The organism is Streptomyces sp. NPDC031418 (assembly GCF_055581605.1).
Window position 1 is genome coordinate 95395 of record NZ_JBVIJC010000031.1, and the last position, 23105, is coordinate 118499.

The following is a 23105-nucleotide window of genomic DNA, read 5'->3' on the forward strand; positions in this document are numbered from 1 at the left end:
CCCCCGATCATCACGAACTCGACACAAAGAGGCATGACATCACATGAGCGGTACATCCGATAACACCCCCGTGGCCGAGGTGGCGGTGATCGGCGGCAGCGGCTTCTACCAGCTGCTGGACGACGCCGAGCGCGTCGAGGTGGAGACCCCCTACGGCCGGCCGTCGGACGCGGTCGCCGTCGGCAGCGTCGCGGGCCGCCGGGTGGCGTTCCTGCCGCGGCACGGCAAGGACCACGCCTTCCCCGCCCACAAGATCAACTACCGGGCCAACCTCTGGGCACTGCGCTCCCTCGGCGTCCGTCAGATCCTGGCACCGTGCGCGGTCGGTTCGCTGCGCCGCGAGCTGGGTCCCGGGTCCGTGGTGGTGCCCGACCAGCTGGTGGACCGCACCGGCGGCCGGATCCAGACGTACTACGACGAGAACGCGGTCCACGTGTCCTTCGCGGATCCCTACTGCGCGGACGGCCGTGACACCGTTCTGAAGGCGGCGGCCGCCCGCGGCGCCGAGGCGATCGACGGTGGCGCCATGGTGGTCATCGACGGGCCCCGGTTCTCCACGCGTGCGGAGTCCCAGTGGTACGCCGCCCAGGGCTGGTCCCTGGTCAACATGACCGGGCACCCGGAGGCCGTCCTCGCCCGTGAACTGGCCCTCTGCTACACCTCGGTGGCCCTGGTGACGGACCTGGACGCCGGCATCGACGCCGAGGAGAGCGTCGCCCAGGAGGAGGTCTTCAAGGTGTTCGCACAGAACATCGAACACCTGCGCGGCATTGTCCTCGAAGCCGTCAAGCGCCTGCCCGAACAGCGCCGGTGCCGTTGCTCCACGGCGCTGGACGGAATGCAGCTGCCGCTGGAACTCCCGTGACCGCCGCGACACCGCCGCGGACCCAGCCGCGCGGCCCGCTGAACCGCCGGCTCGCCGAGTTCGGGACGACGATCTTCGCGGAGATGTCCGCCCTGGCCACGCAGACCGGGGCGATCAACCTGGGCCAGGGCTTCCCGGACACGGACGGCCCGGAGGAGATCAGGGAGGCAGCCGTACGGGCCCTGCGCGACGGTCGCGGCAACCAGTACCCGCCGGGGCCGGGGGTGCCCGAACTGCGTACGGCGATCGCCGCCCACCAGCAACGGTGGTACGGCCTGTCCTACGACCCCGACACCGAGGTCCTGGTCACCGCGGGAGCCACCGAGGCGATCGCCGCGGCGCTGCTCGCCCTGCTGGAGCCGGGCGACGAGGTGATCGCCCTGGAGCCGTACTACGACTCGTACGCGGCCTGTATCGCGATGGCGGGCGCCACCCGGGTGCCGGTCACCCTGAGGCCGTACGACGGCAGCTTCCGCCTCGACCCCGACGAACTGCGGGCCGCGGTCACCGACCGCACCCGGCTGCTCCTCGTCAACACCCCGCACAATCCGACCGGCACCGTCCTCGACCACGCCGAACTCACCGCCATCGCGAAGCTCGCCGTGGAGCGGGACCTCCTCGTGGTGACCGACGAGGTGTACGAGCACCTGGTCTTCGACGGCGTCCGGCATCAGCCCCTCGCCGCGCTGCCCGGCATGCGCGAGCGGACGGTCGCCATCAGTTCTGCGGGCAAGACGTTCTCCTTCACCGGCTGGAAGGTCGGCTGGGTGACGGCGGCCCCCCATCTGCTCACGGCGGTCCGCTCCGCGAAGCAGTTCCTGACGTACGTCTCGTCGGGGCCGTTCCAGTACGCCGTGGCGGAGGCGCTCGCGCTTCCCGACAGCTACTTCGAGGCGCTGCGGGAGGACATGCGGGCCAAGCGGGACCTGCTGGCGACGGGCCTGTCCCGGGCGGGCTTCGAGGTGTTCCGGCCCGTGGGCACGTACTTCGTCACGACCGACATCCGCCCGCTGGGCGAGAGCGACGGCTTCGCGTTCTGCCGGACGCTGCCGGCGCGTGCCGGGGTCGTCGCCATCCCCAACGCGGTCTTCTACGACCACCGGAAGGCGGGCGCGCCCTTTGTGCGGTTCGCGTTCTGCAAGCGGACGGCGGTGCTGGAGGAAGCCGTACAGCGGCTCACGGCGCTCGCCTAGTACGGCGCGCACATCACGGACTCCTCCGACCGGCCCGTGCGGGCCGGTCGGAGGAGTCCGTTCTTTCCCGGGGGGGCGCGCCGCCGGTATCTCTGTCAGTCCATCCCGACGAGGCGTTCCACCGACAGCGCCCAGGACGCCCGCAGCCGGTGCAGGGCGGACTCGGAGACCTGGAAGCCACCGCCGTCGGGGATGCCGGGACGCGTCTCGCAGCACGGCTCGCGGTCCTGGCCGACGGCGCCGGGCGCCCGGTCCGTCCAGGACCGCAGGACGGTCACCAGTCCTCCGCCGGGACGTTCGCAGAGGAGCGTTTCGGCATACCGGCCGCGGATGGCACGCACCCGCAGCCGTCGGCCGCACAGCGGGTGCGGCCCGTGGGTCACCGTGACGAGGTCATGCGGTCCGACCGCCCCGGGCACGGTCATTCCACCGGGGCCAGCAGCGTGCCGGTGCCGGCCTCCCGGACCACGATGGCCTCCATCGGGCAGGTCTCGGCGGCGTCCAGCACCGCGTCGTCGGGCTCGGTGACGGGGTGCACCGGACGGGACCGGCGCTCGTGCACCGCGAAATGGGCGGCCGCGACGGCGGCACACACTCCGGAACCCACGCACCGCGCCGGATCGACGGTGACCTCCCACTTCGGCTCAGCCATGTCCGGCCTCGCTTCCGCCGGCCGCGTCGGTCCCGGGCAGCCCGTCCAGCCGGATGCCCTGGAAGGTGACCCGCAGATGGTCGGGGCCGCGGACGGACACATGCGGCCGGTAGTGCAGCGACGCCTCGTCCAGCGCCGGGGCGACGAACGCCTGGGCGAAGGCGTTCAGGGCCTCGGCGCCCTCCATGCGGGCCAGCACCGAGCCGAGGCAGAAGTGCGGGCCCGCGGCAAAGCCCAGATGCCCCGCATCGCGCCGGGTGATGTCGAACACGTCGGCATCACTGTGCTGCCCGGGGTCCCGGTTCGCGGCGGCGAGCAGCAGCAACAGCGGCTGTCCGGCGGCCACTTCGGTGTCGCCCAGGGTGAACGGCTCGCGGGCGATCCGGGTGATCATCTGGGTCGGCGCGTCGTAGCGCAGCACCTCCTCCACCGCGGCCTCGGCCAGGTCGGGCCGCTCGCGCAGCAGCTCCAACTGGCCGGGGTTGCGCAACAGGCCGAGAAGACCGTTGAGGATCAGGTTGGCGGTGGTCTCGTGCCCGGCCACCAGCAGCAGGATGCAGGTGAGGATCAGGTCCCGCTCGGTGATGCGGTCGCCCTCCTCCTCGGCGGCGATCAGCTCGGACAGGATGTCGGCGCGCGGCTCCCGCTTGCGCTCCTCGATCAGCCGGGAGAAGTAGCCGACGAATCCGGCGCGGGCCTCCTCCACGTTCTGCTCGACCTCGGTGGTGAACTGATCGGGCACCAGCTGCGGGTCGACGGTGTAGGCGATGGAGTGCGCCCACTTCTCGAAGACCGGGTGGTCCTCACGGGGCACACCGAGCATCTCGCAGATCACCCGGACCGGCAGCGGGTAGGCGAAGGCGGAGACCATGTCCACGCTGCCGGTGCCGCGCGCGGCGATGTCCGCCAGCAGCTCGCGCACGATGGCCCGCACCCGGGGCCGCCAGCGTTCGATGACCCTCGGCTTGAACGCCTTTCCGGCGAGCCTGCGCAGCCGGGTGTGGTCCGGCGCGTCCAGGTTCATGAGGTTGGGCTGCTGGGGAACCTTGGTGATCCCCGCGCCTATGCGGTTGCTGCTGACGCGGGGGCTGCGCAGCACGGTCTCGCAGTCGGCGCGCCTGCCGACGACGACGATCCCGCTGGCGGGGTCGGTGAAGGGGGACGCCTCCCGCAACTCCTCCAGCAGATCGTAGGGATGGGCCCGGGAGGCGTGGTCGGCCAGCCGGGCCAGCCCGGTGGTCAGGGTCGTGGTCACGTTCTGCGTGCTCCTTTCGGGGCAGGTGCGCGGGGCCGTCGGCGCGATGGCCGACGGGGCGGTCACCGGCCGTAGAGGGTGCGCACCATGCGCACCAGGGCCGGCATCGTGCCCGGGCGCCGGCGGAAGGACGTGGGCTGCATCAGGGGCCGGAACCGCTGACTGGTGACGGCCTGGGTACGGCTGAACTCGCGCAGCCCGTCCGGGCCGTGCACCCGGCCGAAGCCGGAGTCGCCGACACCGCCGAAGGGGACGGCGGGCATTCCGGCGAAGGCGATCACCGCGTTGACGGACACCATGCCGGCCCGCAGCCGGGCGGCGACGCTCCGGCCGCGGTGCCGGTCGCGGGTGAAGACGGAGGCGCCCAGCCCGTAGCCGCCGGCGTTGGCGCGGGCGACGGCCTCCTCCACGGAGGTCACCCGGTTCACCACGAGCACCGGTCCGAACGTCTCCTCGGTGACGGCGGTGGAGTCCTCCGGCACATCGGCCAGGACGATCGGGGCGGCGTAGGGCGCGGTGATGGAGTGCGGGCCGCCGAGGACCGCACGGGCTCCCCGGGCCAGGGCGTCGCGCACATGAGCGGCGATGACGTCCAGCTGCTTGGGCAGCACGATGCGGCCCAGATCGGCGTCGGGCCCGTCGCCGACGCGGAGGCCGGCGGCGCGCTCGGTGACCAGGTCGAGGAAGCGGTCGGCGACGGACTCCTCGACATAGACCCGCTCCAGGCCGACGCAGGTCTGCCCGGCGTTGGTCATCGCCGCCCAGACCGCGGCGTCGGCAGCGGCGTCGAGGTCGGCGTCCGCGGCGACGACCATGGCGTCCTTGCCTCCGCCCTCGATCACCACCGGGGTCAGGTTCTCGGCGCAGGCGGCCATGACACGGCGTCCGGTGGCGCTGGAGCCGGTGAAGGAGATCTTGTCGACGGCGGCCCGGCACAGCGCCGCCCCGGCCGCCCCGTCGCCCGTGACGACGTGCAGCACCCGGGTGTCGCCCGTGACCTCGGCCAGGGTGGCGGCGAGCCACTCGCCGGTCGCGGGGGTCAGCTCGCTGGGCTTCAGCACCACCGTGTTCCCGGCGGCGAGAGCCGCGGACACGGGACCGACGGGGATGAACGCCGGGTAGTTCCAGGGCCCGATGACACCGACGACCCCCAGCGGCCGGTGGGTCACCTCGACCGCGTGGTTGAACATCAGCAGACCGGGCGAGACCCTGCGCCGGCCGAGGACCCGGGCGGCATGGGCGGCGGTCCAGCGCAGATGGTGGGCGACGAGGACGACTTCCAGACGGGCGTCGTCGGCCGTCTTGCCGGTCTCGGCGCGGATGAGGTCGATCAGCTCGTCCGAGCGGCGCAGGATCAGCGCGCACCAGGCCTGGAGCACCTTGCGCCGCCCGGCGAAGCCCAGGGCGTCCCAGCCGGGCTGGGCGGCGCGGGCGGCCGCGACGACGGCGTCGACGTCGGCCGCGGCGGAGGAGGCCGCGGCGGCAGGGCCGGTGACCGTGGTCATGCCCGGGCACCTGCCTCACGCGGCTCGGGGAGGGCGAGCACCTGGGTCATCGGGCGCAGCGAGATGGAGGTGTCGCCGTAGCGCAGGAAGTCGCCGGGTACCAGCCGCAGCCGGAACCGCTGGTGGATCATCGCCGTGATCATCCGCAGTTCGAGCAGGGCCATGAAGTTGCCGATGCACATGCGGGCACCGGCGCCGAACGGGAAGTAGGTCATCTTGGGCCGCTCCCTGACCCGCCCGGGGTCGAAGCGATGCGGATCGAAGGCCTCGGGGTTGTCCCAGTAGCGGGGGTTGCGGTGGGAGACCAGGGGCGAGAGCAGGACGGAGGAGCCGCCGGGGATGTGGAAACCGCCCAGCTCGTCGTCGGCCACGGCGTCCCGGGGATAGATCCAGATCGGCGGGTACATCCGCAGGCTCTCGTCCACGACCTGGCAGGTGTACGGCAGCCGCTCCACGTCCTCGGGAGAGGGTTCGCCGCCGCCCAGCACCTGCCCGAGCTCCTGGTCCAGCTCCTCGGCCACGGACGGGTGGTTGGCGATGGAGACCAGCGTCCACAGCAGCGCGACGGCGGTGGTCTCGTGTCCGGCGAGATAGATGGTCAGCATCTCGTCGCGGATCTCGTCGTCGGTCCAGCGGGCGCCGGTCACCGGGTCGGTGGCCGCCTCGATGAGTTCCATCAGCGGCCCTTCCCCGGTGGCCGCGTGGGTGTCCCGGATCTCGGTGACGAGCCGGGTGAAGATCCGCCGGTCGCGGGCGATGAGCCGGTTGCGCCGGGTCGGCAGCCAGGAGGGCAGCATCTCGCCGACCGAACCGTGCTTGAACATCACCTCGATGACGTTGTCGACGATGTCCTTCAGGATCGGCGCGGCGGGCCGGATGTCGTAGCCGAACAGCGAACGGCTGAGCGTGACGAGGGTCAGACGCAGGGTCTCGGTGACCAGGTCGACGGGTTCTCCGCGGCGGGCGCGGACCTCCCAGTCGTCCAGCATCTCCCGGGTGGCGCGCACCACGTTGGGGCCGATGGCGGCGACCGCCTTGCGCAGGAAGACCGGCTGGACCGCCCGCCGGTGCGCCTTCCAGTAGTCGCCGTCGGTGGTGAGCAGCCCGTCGCCCATGACGAGGCGGAACTGCTCGTAGAGGACACCGCGCGTGTAGTTGGCGCTGTTCTCCTTCAGGACGCGTCCCACGGCGTCGGGAGCCGTCACCAGATGCACCGTGTACGGGCCGAGGCGCAGCCGGGACACCTCTCCGTGGTCGCGCTGGGCGCGCAGCAGGAACTGGGCGGTGTCCGACTTCCACTGGGGCAGGCTGCCCAGCAGCGGAACCCCCCGTGGGCCGGGGGCGATCGCGCCGCGCGGTGCGGTCGCGGGGTTCGGTGCCAGGGTGGTCATTTCTCTCGTCACCTCGTTGGTTCGCCTGGGAAGCTGCCGAGTCCGGCGCTCACGGAACCGGGAACTGGCGTCGTATGAACGCGTTGTCGAAGATGCGGTCCGGGGTGAGCCGGCGCAGTGCGATGGTGCTGGCCGCGAGGAAGCCGACCGGATAGCGCGAGCGCGGGGAACGGGACCTGACGGCCCGGACGATGGTGTCGGCCACCTGCTCGGCCTCGATGGCGAAGGTGCCGGCGAGGGTTCTGCGGGTGCCGTTGTAGATGGCGTCGTAGTAGGCGGCGGTCCGTTCGTGGAAGCCGCGGTAGGGGGAGTCGGTGCGGGCCCGTCCGCTCGGGATGCGGTCCATGAACGTCTGCCCCCAGGGGGTGCGCACGGGGCCGGGTTCGACGAGGACGACCCGGATGCCGAAGGCCGCCACCTCCAGCCGGAGTGCGTCGCTCAGGGCTTCGACCGCGTGTTTGCTCGCGTGGTAGTAGCCGCCGCCCGGGGCCGCGTACCGTCCGAAGATGGAGGAGACGTTGACGACGGTGCCGGCGCCGCGGTCACGCATGCCGGGCAGCACCAGCTGGGTGAGCCGGACCAGGCCGAAGACATTGGTCTCGAACTGGTCGCGGACCTGCTCCAGCGAGGTCTCCTCGAAGGTCCCGGACAGTCCGTACCCGGCGTTGTTGACAAGCACGTCCACCGCGCCGTGTTCCGCCTCGACGGCCTCGACCGCGGCCTTGGCGGAGTCGGGGTCGGTGACGTCCAGGGCCAGGGTGTGCAGGCCCTGCGCGGCGAGTTCGGCGAGGGTCTCGGGCTTCCTGGCGGTGGCGTAGACCCGGTGGCCGGCGGCGTGCAGGCGAAGGGCGGTGGCCCGTCCGATCCCCGACGAGCACCCGGTGACGAGGGCGGTCGAGCGCTGTGTCATCGTGCCTTCCCCTTCCTGGGGCTGAGGTGGGTGACGGACGGCCGGGGGCGGGGCATCGACGGGTCGCACCCCCGGCCGTCCGTGTCTGCGGGCGAAGCCGTGGGCCGGCTCCGCGCCCGGGTCAGCCCAGCGCGCCCAGCTGCTGGGCGAGTTCCATGCCGTCCATGGAGAACCAGCTCTCGACGATCTTTCCGTCGACGAAGTGGTCGATGACGATCCCGGAGATCTCGATCTTCCGGCCGCTGGCGGGGATGCCGTAGTAGTCCTCACCGGAGTGGCTGCCGCGCGCGGTGAACCGCTGGACGACCTTGTCCCCCTCCTCGATCCACTCGTCGACGACGACGTGCAGGTCGGGGAAGGAGGCGCGCTGGATCCGGACCCACTCCTTGAGGTGCTCCACGCCCTCGAAGCCGTCGGCGCGGGTGCCGTGGCTGATGTGGTCCGGGATGGCCTTGTCGTAGACGGCGTCGAGGTTGCCCTTGTTCAGGCACTCCTCGTAGTAGTGCTCCAGCACCTTGCGGTTGGCGCTGACGGTCGTGGTGTCACTCATGTCGTGGACTCCTTGAGAGCGGACTGCTCGTGGTGCGGTTCAGATGCGGTTGGCCATGAGCCCGCGGATGCGGACCACGGTCCGGCCGGTGTCCTCGTGCCGGGCACTCCAGACACCGAGTACGGGATCTCCTTCGAGCCGGATGCGTTCCGGGCCGGGGGCGCCGGCCGGCTCGGCCGGCGGGAAGGAGAGCTGACGGACAGTCAATGGATCGGGGGTCACGGAGAGACCCGGGGCGCGTTCCGTGACCGCGCGCACGATGTTCTCGACCGCGGCGACCGGCACCAGACACGCGGGCGGCTGCGGCACCACCCAGAGGTCCTGAGCCGTGCAGCGGCCCACTTCGGCGACGACCCGGTGGCTGCCGTCCGGACGCCAGCGCGCCATCGGCACCACCAGCCCCTGCCAGCGCAGGACGGGCGCGTCGGTGAGCAGGGTCGTGTCGGCGCCGTCCGCGCCGCGTGCGGCCGGGCGCTGTGCGGACGGCGTGGCCGCGTCCTGGGCCGCCGCGCCGGGTGCGCCGAACACCAGCCGCAGGCGCACGGTCTCCGCGTCGTCGGCGCCGCCCTCTGCCGCTGCGGCGGCTTCCGGCGGTCCCGCCGGACGGAAGGTGACGTCCACCAGCCAGCGGTCGTCCGTGCCCTGCCGTGCCCGGATGTCCCGGCGCAACCGCAGGGGACGGCCGTCGGCGCACGCCAGCACGCTCCAGGGCAGGCGCAGGTCCTCCACCGCGTGCAGGGCGTGGTCGGGCAGGTCGGCCGGGGTCACCCACTCCGCCCCTCGGACGGCGCTCTCCAGCAGCATGCCGAGCGGGACCGCAGGCGTGCCGTGGACGGTGAAGTCGCCGATCGCCGGGCTCGTCGCCGGGTCGAACGTGACGATGCTGCACAGACGTTCGTGCGGTTGGAACACCTCGGGTTCGCCCAGGTGGAAGACCTTCGGATAGGTCTCGGCGTAGCCGGGCAGGCATGTCGGCATCGGGTAGCCGGTGGCCTGCACCGGGTCCAGCGCGCGACCCAGCGGGCCGACGAAGGTGATCTCGCCGCGACTGCCGGCGAGCAGCTCCGCACGCCAGTGGTCCAGCCCCTCGGACACGTCGAGGGCGGCCATGTAGCGCAGGCTGGCCTCGAAGTTGGAGATCAGGCCGAGTCGGGCCCAGGTCGGCCAGGCGAGCGTCATCACCGGAAAGGGCAGCTGCCGTTCGGCCCACAGGCCCAGACGGGCCAGGCACTCGTTGGCGGCCGCGTAGTCGAACTGGCCGACCATGCCGCCGAGCCGGCCGGTGAGCGAGCCGACCGTGCACAGCACCTTCAGCGGCCGGCCGCGCACGGCCCGCACCAGGTGCGTGAACGAGTCGACCTTGGTCGCGACCACGGCGACGACATCATCGTCGGACTTGTTGGGCAGCCGGGTGGGCCGGTCGACGCCCGCGTTGTGCACCACGGCGGTGAGGTCGGGAACCCCGGCGACCAGCGCCTCCACCTGGGCGGGGTCGGTGAAGTCGCACTGCCGGTACTCCAGGCGCAGACCCTCGTCACGGGCCGACCGCAGATGGCCGACGAGTTCCCAGGTGCTCTCCGCGCGCCCGATGTCGCGGCGGATGTCCGCCACGGCGCGCCCCTGCCGGTGTCCGGCCCACAGCTCGGTCCGGTGCGCGGCGAGCCGCTCGGGGGTGTGCTCGTCCCAGGTGTCCTCGGCGGGCAGCCGACCGCGTCCGGTCACCACCACGCGCAGTCCGAACTCGGCGCACAGCCGCCGGGCGAGTGCCATGCCGATCCCCCGGCTGCCGCCGCTGATCAGCAGGGTGTCCTCGGGGCCGAAGCGCAGGGCGGGCGGCCGGGGCGGCACCGCGGCCGGCGTCAGGGTCCAGCGCCGGCCGTCCCGGTACCCGATCTCGCTCAGGCCCGGACGGCCCAGCTCGTCGCCGACCAGCCGGGGAAGGGCCGCGCGTGCGCCGAGGGCGACATCGAGGACCCGGACCCGGCAGTTGGGCAGCTCCCGGTGCAGGGTCTTGGCCAGGCCCGCCCACAGCCCTCCGAGCGGCTGGGCGAGGTCGTCGTCGGGGTGGTATCCCATGCCGCCGCCCTGGTAGGTGACGGCAAGGTAGGTCAGCCGGTCGGCCGAGGTCTCCCGGCTCCACTCGGCATAGCAGTGCCGCAGGGCGTCGAAGGTGCGCAGCAGTGCCGTACGCCACTGGCCGCTGCCGGTGTCGGCCGAGAACCGCTCGGCGAGCGTCAGGTCGACCACGGTGTCGGGCACCGGGCCGGCGGCGGCCGTGCCGGGCAGCACGGTCGCGCCCCGGGCGCGCAGTTCGTCGCGCACCCGCTCCGCGTCGGCCGGGGTGCCACCGAGGACGAGCACGCGTTTTCCGGCGACGCCGCGGACGCGGTCGCCGGCCGGGGCGGGGGTGAGCCGCCAGAGCATGCGGCGCACCGGTCGGGTCATGGGGTCGGGTCCCGCGGCGGCGGGCGTCGGTCCGGCCCCGGGCGGGCCGGTGCGGACCGGCGAGTCGGCGAACGTGGTCACGAGGTACGGCCCCCTGTCCCGGCCGGGCCCTGCACGGGCGGATGCACCACGCCGGTCTCCGGGTCGAGGTACCCGATCACGGTGGCGTCCAGGTCCTTCATCTGGGCCACCACGTGCCCGCCGGGGGCCACGGCGACGAACCGGTTGCCGGACTGCGGCGCGGTGGAGAACCCGGGCTGGGTGACGTACAGGTCCAGCGCCCCGTGGGTCTGCGCGAGTTCCAGGTCGTTGGCGCTCTGGTAGAGGTCGATCCGGCGGATCGACAGCGGGGCGGCGACCGGGACGAGCCCGTCCACCGGGTCCAGCACCCCGGTCCGCGCCAGGGCGTCCAGCAGCACGGTCGGCATCAGGAACTGCTTCCAGGGGCCGGTGGCGGGGTCGAGGTCCGGCCGGAACACCGAGCGGGCGCCCAGCGGGTGGCGCCGGGTGTCGGTGGTGGCCCGGAACGGGCCGCTCAGCAGGACCGGGGCGGAGGGCACGTGGTACGGGTCGACGACGGGCTCCTCGCCCACCGCGTCCCACCGCTCCCACTTGGGGGCCGTGGGGAAGGCGTCGGCGACCAGGACGCGCACGGTGAAGTGCGGCTTGTCGGCCACCAGCAGCACCCCGGACGGGGCGATCACGTCATGGGTGACGGAGACCTCGACGGTGGTCAGGCTGTCGACCTGTTCGGTGATCCGGGCCGTGATCCGCTTGGGCGCCTGGGAGACGTTCTCCCGCACCTGGAGGAAGTGCAGGAAGCGCAGGTCTTCCAGGGCGACCACACAGCCGCCCGGGACGAGGGCAAGGGCGGCCTCGGCCGCGATCTCGGTGACGAAGGTGCCGGGCAGCGTCGGTACGCCGCGCACCAGGTGCCCGGTGAGATAGCCGTCGGTGTCCAGGTCGAAGGGGCACTCGAAGGTCATGGTGCCGGTGCCGTCCCGCTCGCCGGTGCCCCCCGCGACCGTACGGCGCAGATAGAACCGTCCGCGGACGGGCTTCGCCTCGGTGGCCGAGGCGTCCTTGGCCGCCGGCGCGGCAGTGCCCGAGGGTGCGTCCGTGCCGAGGTAGCCGGGGTAGAACGACTCGACGGTGGCCCGTTCCGCGGCCCCCATGTGCACCAGCGCGGGGGTGCGGTGCGCGGTGCCGAGTTCGGCCAGGAAGTGCCGGATGCCCTCGGCGACCGGCATGTGGCTGTAGGAGCCCGCCCGCTTGAAGTACTCGCGGGTCAGCTCGTTGGCCCCCATCCCGACCTCGTCCCAGAGCGTCCATCCGATGACGAACTCGTCGGTGCCGGTGGCGCGGGCGGCGTAGGCCGCCGCCGTGGCCAGGTAGTCGTTGCCGGACGCGTAGTCGGGTTCGCCGCGCTGCCCGAAGTAGCCGAGCAGGGACCCGAACTCGCACCAGATCCGCGGCGGCCGGCCGGCGAGCGCGCGGTGCAGGTTGCGGTGCGCGACCAGCTTCAGATCGCGGATGCGCCGGAACTCGTCCAGATCCTTGTCCTGGATCAGGGCGGAGCGGTTCAGACCGGGCGCGTTGACGAGCAGATCGATCCGGCCGTGCGCGGCGTGCACGGTGTCGAGGGCGCGGCGCACCGACTCCTCGTCGCGTGCGTCGCAGTGCAGGTAGGTCACCCGGCCGGCTCCGCTGTGCCGGGCCATCCGGTCCAGGTTGCGGCGCGCGGCGCGCGCGTCGGCCATGCGGTCGAAGCTGCGGTTGATCTCGGCGACGCTGCGGCCGCCGGCCTTGAGCTGTTCCCGGATGTAGCGGGCCCGGGTCGCGGCGAACTCCTCGTCCGTGCCCTCGAAGGTCTCGGCCGGGTAGTCGTCCACCGGGTTGCTGCCCAGCGCGTAGATACGGCTGCCGTGGCGCTCGGCGACGGCCGTGAGCAGCTCGGCGGTGATGCCACGGGCCCCGCCCAGGGCGACCACCACGGACTCCCGGTCCAGCGGGCCCGGCCCGCCTTCGCGGGCGGTGGCGGGCTGTGCGGTGAGGGTGGGCATCCGGCGCCGGTCGCCGTCGCGGTGGACGACCGGGAAGGCGCGCTCACAGGCGCGCTCCGCCGCGATCGGCCCCACGGCCGCGTCCGGGTCCCCGGTGGGGGTCAGCAGGGCGAAGCAGTCGGCGTCCGGACGCTCCAGGCGCACGCACTTCAGCAGGCCGGTGAAGAGCCCGGCGAGCGGATGGGTGGTGCCCTCCGGCTCGGCACCGAGCAGGGCGAACACCACGGACGCGGGCGCCTCGCCGAGGTCGGCGTAGCGCTGCTGTACGACGAGGAAGGCAAGGTCGTGCAGGGCGGTCAGGCCGGGGTGGTCCGCGGTGAGCGCGGTGCTCGGCGGCGCGGACGCGGTCAGGTCGGTGACGAGGAGCACATGGCGCACCGGGCGTCCCAGGGTGTCCAGGGCCGCACGCACGTCCTCGGTCGTGCTCGTCACCTGCCGTATGGCGGGCCGGTCGCCCGTGACCGGCGTGGTGCTGAACACCGTGCAGCCGGCGGCCGTGGCGGCGAGACGCTCGGCGAGGTCCGGCCGGTCGGTGAGGATCAGCGCGCCGTCGGGCACCGCCGCCGCCACCGGGCCGCGGGGTGCGGCGGGAGCCGGGGCGAGCGTGACGGCGTACCGCTCGACCAGGTCGGTGGACGCACCGTCCAGCGCGGTGGTCTCCCGGGGGCCCGGGGTGTCCGGGCCGGACGCCGCCTCCCCGGCATGGACCACGAGGTGGGTGGCCGCGTCGTGGCCGTTCTCGCGGCAGCGGATCCGGGTGGTGCTGCCGGTTCGCTGGAGAGCCCGCAGGATCTGCACCCCGCCCGCGGCGCCGAGGTAGTGGCCAAAGCCGCCACGCGAGCCGCAGTCGAGGACGTTCTGCGCCGCACCGTCCAGGTCGGCGCGCACATCGGCCTCGTCGACGATGCCGAGGATGCGCAGTCCGGCCTCCTTGGCGGCGCGCTCGGTGGTCAGCCCGAACAGGAAGGCGCCCTCGGCCGGTTCGACCGGCTCCTCGAAGACATCGCTGAGCAGCCCCCGGAGTTCGGGCAGGCTGTTGCCGTTGATGCCGCCGGCGAGCACGAAGTCCAGCTCGCCGCTGCGCAGGTAGCGCGCGGCCGTCGCGAACGCCGCCACGGTCGAGGCCAGTCCCGCGTCCACCGTGATGTTGGGGCCCTTGAGGTCGAAGTAGTTCGCCACCCGGGCCGAGATGATGTTGGGCATCATGCCCGGGAAGGAGTCCTCGTTCGACGGCGGGACCAGGGAGCGGACCCGTTCGCGCATCCGCTCCAGCAGGGGTGTGAGCTGCGGGCTGCCCGCGAGTTCGGGGTCCTGGCGCAGGGCGTGCTCGATGTCGTCCAGGTAGCAGCGGTTGGCGTAGAGCATGGCGGCCCGGGTGGGGCCCATGTGACCGACGACGACGCCGGTCCGCTCGGTGTGCCGCTGCCAGAAGTCGCCCAGCTGGTCGCGCAGGTCGTGGGCGCAGGCCAGGATCATCAACTGGCAGCGGTCGATGGTCCGTACGGTGGCCGGGGGCATCCGCACCTGCTGGAACGGCGGTGCCGGGTACTGCTCGCCGAACCCGGGCTCGATGTCCCGGGAGCCGGACAGCCACTGGAGGACCTGGTCGCGGTCCTCGACCCCGGGCAGCTTGGCCGACCAGCCCACGACGGCGATGCGGTCGGTCTCGGCCCGGACCGGGCCGGCCGGCTGGTGCGGCGTCCCGCCGGAGGTACGGCGCTGCTGCCCCTCGGTGAGGATCAGGTGCGCGTTGGTGCCGCCGAACCCGAAGCCGGAGATCGCCGCCGTGCGCGTCCGGCCGGGCGTGGCCGGCCACCGCCGCGGGCTGCCGGAGATCTCCAGCCGGGTGCGGTCCAGTTCGAACATCTTGGGAGCGGAGGAAAACCGGTACTGGCCGGGGATGGTCTCCCCCTGCAACGCCAGGATCGACTCGATGAGCGAGACCACGCCCGCGGCCCAGCCGGTGTGCCCGATCAGCGACTTGTTCGAGGTGACGGCGGTGGACCGGGCACTGCCGTAGTGCTCCCGGAGCGTGGTGAACTCCGCGAGGTCACCGGCCGGGGTCCCGGTGGCGTGGGCGTTGATCCAGTCGATCTCGGCTCCGTCGAGGCCGCCGGCCTCCAGGGCCCGCTCCACGGCCAGGTTCTGCCCCGTGGAGCTGGGCGCGTAGATCGCCTTGCCCTTGCCGTCCGAGGAGGACCCGAACGCCTTGAGCACGCCCAGGATGCGGTCGCCGTCGGCCTTGGCCCGGCTGAGCCGCTTCAGTACGACGACGCCGGCGCCGTCGGCGAAGATGACACCGTCCGCCTCCGCGTCCAGCGCGTGCACCGCGCCGCGCTGGGACAGCCCCTTCAGCTTGGAGAACAGCACGGTCCCGCGCGGTGCCAGCGCGAAGGCCCCACCGCACACGGCGATGTCCTGCTTGCCCATCAGCAGGCCCTTGATGCCGATGTCGATCGCGTACAGCGAGGAGGAGCAGGCCGTGTCCACCATCTGGAGCTGGGTGTCGTCCGGCAGGATGCCCGTCATCGCCGTACGGCCCACCTGGTGCGGCAGGAACCGCGGTGCGTCGGTGGCGCCCCGGTGATAGCGGCCCGACAGGACCTTGTCGACCCGGCCGACGAGGCGGGCGCGGGCCTCCGGTGTGAGGTCCAGGCCGTCGGCGATGCCCGCGGTGAGGTGCCGGGCGGCGTGCAGCACGCCCGCCTCCTCCAGGTGCTGGCTGCCGTCCGCGGTGTAGCCCACGTGGAAGGAGAAGCGGTCGGTGTCGCCGACGCGCACCCCGTCCAGGGCCTGGACGAGCGAGTGACGCAGCCACAGGGTGGTCAGCTCGGTCTCGTCCGGTGCCCCGGACAGGCCGTCGAGGACGGCGCGGCCCGGCTCGAAGTCGGTGATGAACACGCAGGTGTCCTGGTACGACTTGTCCTCGGCGGACCGGTCGGGCGAGGAGAACCGGGCCCGGTCCCAGCGGTCCTCGGGTACCTCGATGAACAGCTCGCGGCCGGTGGTGCGCAGCTGCCAGAAGGCGTCGGGGCTGTCGGCGCCGCTGACGACGAGGCCCATGCCGACGACGGCTATCTCGTCGTCCTCCGGGTCTTCCTGGACGGCGGCCGGGTCCTCCGCCTGGGCGGGGCTGGTCGCGGGCGACGTGTTCGCCGTACCGATCCCGGCGGTTGCCGCCGCCGGCGCGGCATGCGGGGTCGCTGCGACCCCCTCCGTACCGGCGGTGGCCGCTTGCGCGGGCGGCGACAGCAGGGGCGCGCCCAGGGTCAGACCGCCGTCGGCCAGGACCACCTGGCCGGTGATCCAGCGCGCCCGGTCGGAGGCGAGGAACGCGACGACCTCGGCGAACTCCTCGGGCGTGCCCAGCCGGCCGAGCGGGGTGCTCGCCGCGACGGCCTCCTGCATCGCCTCCGCGTCGGGGAAGGCGTCGGCGACCTCGCTGACGAGCATCGCCGCCGAGGCGGTGTTCACCCGGATGTTGTAGGGCGCGAACTCCACGGCCAGGTAGCGTGCGGCGGCCTCGACCGCCGCCTTGGCGGGCGCACAGGCCAGGTAGTTGGCCATGACGAGCTGGGAGCCGCCCAGGGCGGAGACGTTGACGATGGAACCGCCGCCGGCCCGCCGCATCAGCTCGGCGGCCGCCCGGGCGCAGCGCAGGCCGCCCTTGAGGTTGGTGTCGAGGGCCTTGTCGAGAAGCTCGTCGGTGACCTCGGGGCCGGGGACGAGCGCGCCGTTGGCGGCGTTGTTGACGAGGATGTCCAGCCGTCCGAAGCGCTGCTCGATCTCGGAGAACATCCGGTCGACCTGCTCGGGCCGGGCCACCGAGGCGCGCAGCAGGTCCACCTGGGCGCCGCGGGCGCGCAGCTCGCGCTGGGTCTCCTTGGCCTGCTCGTGCGAGTGGAAGTAGTTGACGAGGACGTGGGCGCCGTGGTCCGCGAGGGTGGCCGCGATGGCCTTGCCCACGTTGCGGGCCCCGCCCGTGACGAGTGCGATCTTGCCGCTGAGGTCCTTCATGGACGTGGTTCCTCCGGTCGGCCCGCTCATGCCGAAGCGCCCTGGAGCCGGTGGCCGTTCAGTTCGTGGTGGATGAGGTCGGCGATCTTGTCGAGCGTCTCGTAGTCCGCCAGCCGGAAGTCCGAGCCCCGCGGCGGCAACCCGAAGTGCTCCGACGCCCGCGACAGCAACTCGACCTGCTTCACCGAGTCCACGCCCAACTCCGCCTCCAGCAGCACACCCGGCGTGAACACCTCCTCCGGATACTCCAACGCCTGCGCGTACAGACCCCGCACCGTCACGAACACCTCCTCCCGCTCCGGAACACCGGCCGCAGACGCACCCGGCTCCACACCGGCCGGCTCCACGACAGCCGGCTCGACCGCAGCCGTGTCCTGGGCGGCGGCGCCGCGGTGGCCGTTCAGTTCGTGGTGGATGAGGTCGGCGATCTTGTCGAGCGTCTCGTAGTCCGCCAGCCGGAAGTCCGAGCCCCGCGGCGGCAACCCGAAGTGCTCCGACGCCCGCGACAGCAACTCGACCTGCTTCACCGAGTCCACGCCCAGCTCCGCCTCCAGCAGCACACCCGGCGTGAACACCTCCTCCGGATACTCCAACGCCTGCGCGTACAGACCCCGCACCGTCACGAACACCTCCTCCCGCTCCGGAACACCGGCCGCAGACGCACCCGGCTCCACGGGAGCGCTGTCCTGAGCGCCGGCGCCGTCCTCCAGCGCGGTGCGGAAGTCCGACAGCCGGCGGTTCACCAGTGCGGCGACCTCGTGGCCCGTGGTGGTCCAGAAGGTGGAGAACTCCGCCGCGGACAGCTCGGGCGCCAGATACTGCCGCAGGGACTCCAGGCCGTCGCCGGTCGCCAGCCCCGCCTGCCGCAGCTCGGCCAGGGTGTCGGACAGGCGCAGGGTGTTGCCGCGGCCCATGGCCAGCGTGGCCAGCACGGTGAGACCGTCGGCGGTGCCCAGGCTCTTGGGCACCAGCGAGGTGAGGGCCGCGCGTCCGCCGGCCTCCACGAAGGTGCGCGCACCGTGCTCGTGCAGGAAGGCCACGGCGGAGGAGAACCGCACGGGCAGGGTGAAGTGGTCGGCCAACCGGTCGGCCAGGCTCTCGTCCTGGTCGTAGAAGCGCTGGAGGATCGGCGAGTAGACGGGGGTGTCCAGCCGGCCGCGGGCCAGGCCATGTACGGCGGCGGCGAAGTCGGGCGTCGCCGAGGCGAGTGCGGGGTTGTGGAACGCGAATCCGGCGTCCAGCGGGGCGCAGCCGATGTTGAGGTGCTCGGCGATGGCCTTGACCTGGGCGATGGCCTCGCGGGGGCCGCTCAGCACGGTCTGGGCCGCGTGGTTCTCGGTGGCCACGGCCAGGCGCTCGTTCTCGACGAGTGCGATCAGGTGCCGGCTGCGGGCGGGCGAGGCGGCGAGCGCGACCATCGCGCCGGTGCCCCCGTCCCGGCCGGCGATGGCGGCCGTGCGGCTCAGGACGATGCGGGCTCCGTCCTCGACGGAGTAGCCGCCCGCGGCCACCAGCGCGGTGATCTCACCGAGGCTGTGGCCCATGAGGGCGGACGGCCGTACGCCGTGCTCGGTCAGGATGTGATGGGCCGCCAGACCCGTTCCGTAGATGGCGAGTTGCGACACCCAGGGCTCGTCCTTGAGCAGCTCGGCGAGCTCCACCGGGGTGTCGCGGAACAGGGTCGGGGACAGCTCCCGGCCGTGTGCCTCCCGGGTGACGGTGTCGATCCGTTCGAAGACGGCCCGCACCTGCGGGTAGCCGTCGGCCGCGCGGCGGAGCGCGACACCGTCGAAGCCGCCCTGGCCGGGGAAGAGAAGGACGGGGCCGGTGTACTGCTGCGTACCGGTCATGGTGAGGTTCCTCCAGAACGAGGTGTCACGGGGCTGTGCCCCGGGCAGCCGCGCAACGACGTCGACGCTGCGTGCGTTGCGAGCGTTGCGTGCGTGTCGTCAGGGTGGGTGAGGGAGAGGGTGCGGCCTGGGCGCGGGCTCAGGCAGCCGGGCTGCGCAGAAGCAGCTCACCCATCAGGCCGAGGCGGGCCGCGAGGAGCCGGTCGGCGAGCCGGGCCGTGCTCTCCGGCCGGCCGGGGACGGCATGCAGCAGCCAGCGCAACATGCGGATCTTCGGGGGCAGTCCGCCCTCTTCGTTGAGGAAGTCGAACAGCTCGCGGAAGGTACGACGGGAGTAGAACTCCGTCGGTGGAACGACCGTGGCGAACAGGCCGATCATGCCGCGCGCATGCCAGGGGCTGCGGCTCATCGCCTCGATGAGCGCGCGCTCCTCCACCGTGTGGTCGAGGATGCGCGCGTAGTCGCGGGTGTAGTCGTAGTGGTCCCGGACGAGCGCGTCCCGGGCACGGGCGTACGACGCCAGCTCCAGGTCCATGCCGCGGCCGCCGGACAGCCCCTGGTGCACGGCGTCCGCGAGGAGTTCGGCACTGAGCACCGCGTGCGTGATGCCGGAGGCGGTGATCGGATCCCGGGTCGCTGAGGCGTCGCCCACGAGGGCCCAGCCCGGACCGTGCGACGTGCGCAGGAAGTTGGGGACGGAGCCGGTGAGCCAGCGATCGGCCCGACGGCCCGCCCGGACCTCTTCGGCGAGGTCCGGGTCGGCATCGGCCAGAGCGGCGATGACTGCCCGGTCCGTGGCCTCGTCACCGTTCGGTGCGGGAAACTCCGCCGTGGGCCAGGCCACTCCGACGATCGACAGCCCGTCATGGGTGGGCCAGGTGAAGGGGTGCCGGCGGTTCTTGCGGTAGGTACGGACGAGGGACGACTGCGGCATGCCCTCCCAGTACGTCCACAGGCTCTTGCTCAGCACCGGTTCGGCGCAGTACTGCTCGGCGCCGACCAGCCGGGCCACCTTGGAGTTCTTGCCGTCGGCGCCGATGACGACGGCGGCCTTCTCCTGGAAGCGGCCGGCGCCCTTGGTGGTGCCTGCGACGCCGATCACGGTGCCGTCCTCGTCGCGCAGCAGCTCCTGGACCGAGGTCTCCTCGCGCAGTTCGACACCGGCGTCGACCGCGCGGTGCACCAGGGCCTCGTCCAGCTTGATGCGCGGGGGCGACAGCGCGTAGTCCACGTCCTCGACGGCGGGCAGCGCGGCCTCGAGCCGTACCGGGCCGCTCTGGAGGCTGTAGCGGGTGAGGTGCGGAATGGCGTGGTCGCCCAGCCGGTCCAGCACACCCCACTGCTTCAGCCGCTGGACGCCCGGCGGGTGGATGAGATTCGTGGACGACGACGTAGGGCTGGGAAAGCGCGCACGGTCGACCATCAGCACCCGGTGCCCGAGTCGAGCCAGCAACAGAGCTGTGGATGCACCGGATATTCGCGCACCTACAACAATGGCGTCATACACAAAGGCCCCCGTCCGCCAAAAAAGATATCCGGGTGAGACCCGGCCCATGCAGCGTAACAAGACCGCCCGAGGGTCCGTCAATCTTTTCCCGGCCGGTCAACTTCCTGCAATATTTCCAGTGAGCGAGAAAGTCACCCGCGTTTCTCGCAGGCCGAGAAACGGTGATTGAAACCCGAAGAAGCCGCCGGTTTCTCATACACCGAGAAAAGCGCGAAGATATCGAGGAATTCGGCCCGAGCCCGCTACGCTGCACCCAGTCCGGGCGCATACACCTACAGGAGTGAGCAGCGTGCTTGATTCGGCACAGGCCCCTTTCCCTGACAGCCACGTCGCAGGCGTCGGGCCCGAACCGCACCCATGGCTGGCGCCCGCCGTCGCCCTTCTGGGCCGGTGGCTGGGAACCGGCACCGTCGGATACGGCACCATGGCCGAGGAGCTGCCGTACGCGCAGGAGATCACCTTCAGTCATGACGGCAGGCCCTTCCTGCGCTACGAAGCGCGTGCCTGGCTGACCGACGCCGACGGCCGGCCGGTACGCCCGTCGGGCCGCGAGACCGGCTGGTGGCGGGTCATGCCGGACGGCTACCTGGAGGCGGTGGTCGCGCACCCCACGGGGATCGTGACCACGTACGTCGGCCGCATCTCCGGCAGCGAGATCGAGATGACCTCGCGGGACATGGCCGTCACCCCGCTGGCGAAGGAGGTCACCGGGTCCCGGCGCAGCCTCAGGCTCGACGGGGACGAGCTGACCGTCGTACAGGAACTCGAGGCGGTGGGCGAGCCCCTCCAGCAGCATCTGTCCACCCGCCTGCGGCGCCGCCCGGCCTGATGGGCGCCGGAGTCATGGAACTGCGCTGGTGGCGGTACGACGCGCCGGTGCCCGACGGTTTCCCCGAGCTGCTCGACGCGGCGGAGCGCGCCAGGGCGGGAGCCTTCCGCTTCGCCGCGCACTCCGCCCGGTTCGTCTGGGCGCGCGCCATGACCAAGCGGCTCGTGAGCAGCACCGCGGGGGTGCCCGTCCATGAGGTGCGACTGACCCGTGCGGCCTGTCCGGCCTGCGGCGACACAGGGCACGGCCGGCCCGTGGCGGACCTCGGGAAGGGCACCGTGCACCTCAGCCTCTCGCACAGCGACGGCTACTCGGCCCTGCTGCTTTCCCGAGAACATCCGGTGGGCCTCGACATCGAGCGGGTGCGCCCCATGCCCGTCGCCACGCTCGCCCCGGCCACCCTGTGCGCGGACGAACGCTCCTACGTTTTCGACGAGCCGCCGGGCGACCGTCGCTCAATGGCTTACTTGCGCTGCTGGACCCGGAAAGAGGCCGTCCTGAAGGCAGTGGGTACGGGAGTCGTGGGCGACCTGACCCTGCTGGAGGTGAGCCCTCGGGAGGAGGTGGCGCGTGTGCTGCACGGTACGGGCGAAGGCCCGAGTGACTGGCATGTGAGCAACCTCAGGCCGCTCCCCGGCCTCCTGGCGGCGGTGGCCCGACCCGCCGGTGCGGACCGGGCCGTCGCGGTGCGCGAGGCCGGCGCCGACCTCACGGGTCCGCTCGTCCCGATGGCCTGATTCAGCCTGGCCGACTCGGCAAATGTAACGGAAAAATTGACTCGAAAGCGTTGGAGAGAGACTTCAGTCACACGCTCCCGGGGCACGTTCGAGGTAAAGTCCGCCCTACACAAGGATTGACACGGGGGGCTGTGACATGCATTGCGTGCCGCTAGCTATGCACTTCAAAGCGCTATATTCATCACATTTCCGACATCTCGGTGCCGGTGGGACGACCTGCGCAACTGCCTCTCACTGAAGTCACCCCGGTGACTCCTTCGCCTGACGGCTGCGTTTCTCCCTTTCCGGATCGAGAGGTCACCCATGCATCAGGGCACCGCTCAACACTCTGAAGCCACATCCAGCAGTATTTCCTCAGGCCGACAGCAGAATCACACTTCATCACAGGGCACATCGCCCCCGGGCGGAACGAGCTACACCGAGCGAGTGTTTCGCGTACAACAGGCATTCACCCAGCTCGGTGGCGAGGTGCACGGACTCGCGGAACTGGCCCGCGCCTCCGCGCTGGACGACTCCACCGTCTACCGGATTCTTCGTTCCGGCATTCAGCAGGGCGCGTTCGCACAGGTTTCCCGCGGCCGCTACCGCCTCGGCCCGGCGGCCGCGCGCCTGGGCACCCAGGCGCTGACCCCTCGGCTCGACCGCACCGCACTGGGCAACTGCCTGGAACAACTGCGTCTCGCCACCGACGGTGGCACGGTGTTCCTGTACGGCCTGACCAACCTGGGCCACCCGCAGCGGCACTGCATCGACATGGCGGTGGGCTCCTCCGACCTGTCGGAACTGGGCCTGACCCTCCGGGACCTCATGAGCATCAGCCGCTCGTTGCGGATCGGCGCGTCGGGCCGGGCGATCCTCGCCCATCTCTCCGACCACCTGCTCCAGCGGGTACTGGCGGAGGAACTGCCCCCCGTCGTGGGCCCCGGGGTGTACCGGGACCGGAACAAGCTGCTCGCCTCCCTCGCCGAGATCCGGGCCAGAGGGTACGCGTTCGGGTTCCAGGAGTGCGTCCACGGCCGGGACTCGGTCGCCGCACCCGTGCTGTGGGACGGCACCGTGCTGGGCTCCGTCGTCGTACTGAAGCCGGCGCCCCTGCCGGCCGCCGTCCGGGACCGCTTCGTGCTGGCGGTCAAGTCCACCAGTGCCGAGGTGAGCCGGCTGATCGGAGGCTTCGAACCACACAGCCGGATCGCCTAGTACTCCTCCGTCCCGGCCGGCACAGGGCCCGGGGGGGGGGGGGGGGGGGTCCCGCCGGTTCGCCCCCTTCTTCCCCCTCTCCCCAATTGGTGTTGTGAGGAGAGCCTACCCTCCGTGGTGTTTCCTCTTCCCCCGTCAC

The 23105-nt window shown here is 72.1% G+C and carries 16 protein-coding genes; 5 read left to right on the forward strand and 11 right to left on the reverse strand.

The genetic code is table 11. From position 1 onward, the window contains the following. Nucleotides 1–43 precede the first annotated feature (43 nt). Together ACZ5CZ_RS34685 and ACZ5CZ_RS34690 are read left to right on the forward strand one after the other, a co-directional pair. Entirely contained in the window at nt 44–865 is an 822-nt protein-coding gene (locus tag ACZ5CZ_RS34685) for an S-methyl-5'-thioadenosine phosphorylase (RefSeq protein ID WP_468948564.1), read from the forward strand. Then, the gene (locus ACZ5CZ_RS34690) at nt 862–2058 is read left to right on the forward strand and encodes a pyridoxal phosphate-dependent aminotransferase (RefSeq protein ID WP_468948567.1); all 1197 of its coding nucleotides are present in this window, start codon (nt 862–864) and stop codon (nt 2056–2058) included. Before ACZ5CZ_RS34685 ends, ACZ5CZ_RS34690 begins: the two co-directional genes overlap by 4 nt. A gap of 95 nt (nt 2059–2153) precedes the next feature. Here the strand turns inward: ACZ5CZ_RS34690 and ACZ5CZ_RS34695 are convergent, their stop codons facing one another. The 11 genes from ACZ5CZ_RS34695 to ACZ5CZ_RS34745 form a co-directional block, all read right to left on the reverse strand. Next, nucleotides 2154–2336 carry a hypothetical protein gene (locus ACZ5CZ_RS34695; protein WP_385842846.1) on the reverse strand — a complete coding sequence of 61 codons (183 nt, stop codon included), beginning with the start codon at nt 2334–2336 and terminating at the stop codon, nt 2154–2156. 143 nt (nt 2337–2479) lie between these two features. Continuing rightward, entirely contained in the window at nt 2480–2710 is a 231-nt protein-coding gene (locus ACZ5CZ_RS34700) for a ferredoxin (protein WP_385842847.1), read from the reverse strand. Then, nucleotides 2703–3965 (reverse strand): cytochrome P450, encoded by a 1263-nt coding sequence (locus ACZ5CZ_RS34705; protein ID WP_468948571.1) that lies wholly within the window; start codon nt 3963–3965, stop codon nt 2703–2705. Before ACZ5CZ_RS34705 ends, ACZ5CZ_RS34700 begins: the two co-directional genes overlap by 8 nt. Nucleotides 3966–4027: 62 nt before the next feature. Further along, on the reverse strand, nt 4028–5470 hold the full coding sequence (locus ACZ5CZ_RS34710; RefSeq protein ID WP_468948574.1) for an aldehyde dehydrogenase family protein: 1443 nt from the start codon (nt 5468–5470) through the stop codon (nt 4028–4030). After that, on the reverse strand, nt 5467–6861 hold the full coding sequence (locus ACZ5CZ_RS34715; protein WP_385842850.1) for a cytochrome P450: 1395 nt from the start codon (nt 6859–6861) through the stop codon (nt 5467–5469). Before ACZ5CZ_RS34715 ends, ACZ5CZ_RS34710 begins: the two co-directional genes overlap by 4 nt. Nucleotides 6862–6910: 49 nt before the next feature. After that, entirely contained in the window at nt 6911–7771 is an 861-nt protein-coding gene (locus tag ACZ5CZ_RS34720; RefSeq protein WP_385842851.1) for an oxidoreductase, read from the reverse strand. A gap of 121 nt (nt 7772–7892) precedes the next feature. After that, nucleotides 7893–8321, reverse strand: a complete 429-nt coding sequence (locus tag ACZ5CZ_RS34725; RefSeq protein ID WP_385842852.1) for an ester cyclase — start codon at nt 8319–8321, stop codon at nt 7893–7895. Between the two features lie 39 nt (nt 8322–8360). Beyond that, the gene (locus tag ACZ5CZ_RS34730; protein WP_468948579.1) at nt 8361–10847 is read right to left on the reverse strand and encodes a KR domain-containing protein; all 2487 of its coding nucleotides are present in this window, start codon (nt 10845–10847) and stop codon (nt 8361–8363) included. Then, nucleotides 10844–16846 carry an SDR family oxidoreductase gene (locus ACZ5CZ_RS34735; RefSeq protein WP_468948581.1) on the reverse strand — a complete coding sequence of 2001 codons (6003 nt, stop codon included), beginning with the start codon at nt 16844–16846 and terminating at the stop codon, nt 10844–10846. The genes ACZ5CZ_RS34730 and ACZ5CZ_RS34735 overlap by 4 nt, the downstream gene beginning before the upstream one ends. 26 nt (nt 16847–16872) lie before the next feature. Further along, the gene (locus tag ACZ5CZ_RS34740) at nt 16873–18696 is read right to left on the reverse strand and encodes an acyltransferase domain-containing protein (RefSeq protein ID WP_468948584.1); all 1824 of its coding nucleotides are present in this window, start codon (nt 18694–18696) and stop codon (nt 16873–16875) included. A gap of 139 nt (nt 18697–18835) precedes the next feature. Further along, complete coding sequence (locus tag ACZ5CZ_RS34745) at nt 18836–20251, reverse strand: NAD(P)/FAD-dependent oxidoreductase (RefSeq protein ID WP_385842857.1); 1416 nt, start codon at nt 20249–20251, stop codon at nt 18836–18838. A 241-nt stretch (nt 20252–20492) separates the two neighbouring features. Between ACZ5CZ_RS34745 and ACZ5CZ_RS34750 the strand changes: the two genes are divergently transcribed. The 3 genes from ACZ5CZ_RS34750 to ACZ5CZ_RS34760 all read left to right on the forward strand — a co-directional run bounded on the left by ACZ5CZ_RS34750 (nt 20493) and on the right by ACZ5CZ_RS34760 (nt 22966). Beyond that, nucleotides 20493–21032 carry a heme-binding beta-barrel domain-containing protein gene (locus ACZ5CZ_RS34750; protein WP_385842858.1) on the forward strand — a complete coding sequence of 180 codons (540 nt, stop codon included), beginning with the start codon at nt 20493–20495 and terminating at the stop codon, nt 21030–21032. A 14-nt stretch (nt 21033–21046) separates the two neighbouring features. After that, nucleotides 21047–21769 (forward strand): 4'-phosphopantetheinyl transferase family protein, encoded by a 723-nt coding sequence (locus ACZ5CZ_RS34755; RefSeq protein ID WP_468948589.1) that lies wholly within the window; start codon nt 21047–21049, stop codon nt 21767–21769. 426 nt (nt 21770–22195) lie between these two features. Then, a complete protein-coding gene (locus ACZ5CZ_RS34760; protein WP_385842861.1) occupies nt 22196–22966 on the forward strand; it encodes an IclR family transcriptional regulator in 771 nt (256 codons plus the stop codon). The last annotated feature ends 139 nt before the right edge of the window (nt 22967–23105 follow it).

What these genes read in the sequence shown, in the direction of transcription:
- ACZ5CZ_RS34685 (WP_468948564.1), top strand. Translation starts at nt 44, where the DNA reads ATGAGCGGTACATCCGATAACACCCCCGTGGCCGAGGTGGCGGTGATC.
- ACZ5CZ_RS34700 (WP_385842847.1), bottom strand. Translation starts at nt 2,710, where the DNA reads ATGGCTGAGCCGAAGTGGGAGGTCACCGTCGATCCGGCGCGGTGCGTG.
- ACZ5CZ_RS34710 (WP_468948574.1), bottom strand. Translation starts at nt 5,470, where the DNA reads ATGACCACGGTCACCGGCCCTGCCGCCGCGGCCTCCTCCGCCGCGGCC.
- ACZ5CZ_RS34715 (WP_385842850.1), bottom strand. Translation starts at nt 6,861, where the DNA reads ATGACCACCCTGGCACCGAACCCCGCGACCGCACCGCGCGGCGCGATC.
- ACZ5CZ_RS34720 (WP_385842851.1), bottom strand. Translation starts at nt 7,771, where the DNA reads ATGACACAGCGCTCGACCGCCCTCGTCACCGGGTGCTCGTCGGGGATC.
- ACZ5CZ_RS34725 (WP_385842852.1), bottom strand. Translation starts at nt 8,321, where the DNA reads ATGAGTGACACCACGACCGTCAGCGCCAACCGCAAGGTGCTGGAGCAC.
- ACZ5CZ_RS34735 (WP_468948581.1), bottom strand. Translation starts at nt 16,846, where the DNA reads ATGAAGGACCTCAGCGGCAAGATCGCACTCGTCACGGGCGGGGCCCGC.
- ACZ5CZ_RS34740 (WP_468948584.1), bottom strand. Translation starts at nt 18,696, where the DNA reads ATGACCGGTACGCAGCAGTACACCGGCCCCGTCCTTCTCTTCCCCGGC.
- ACZ5CZ_RS34745 (WP_385842857.1), bottom strand. Translation starts at nt 20,251, where the DNA reads ATGGGCCGGGTCTCACCCGGATATCTTTTTTGGCGGACGGGGGCCTTT.
- ACZ5CZ_RS34755 (WP_468948589.1), top strand. Translation starts at nt 21,047, where the DNA reads ATGGAACTGCGCTGGTGGCGGTACGACGCGCCGGTGCCCGACGGTTTC.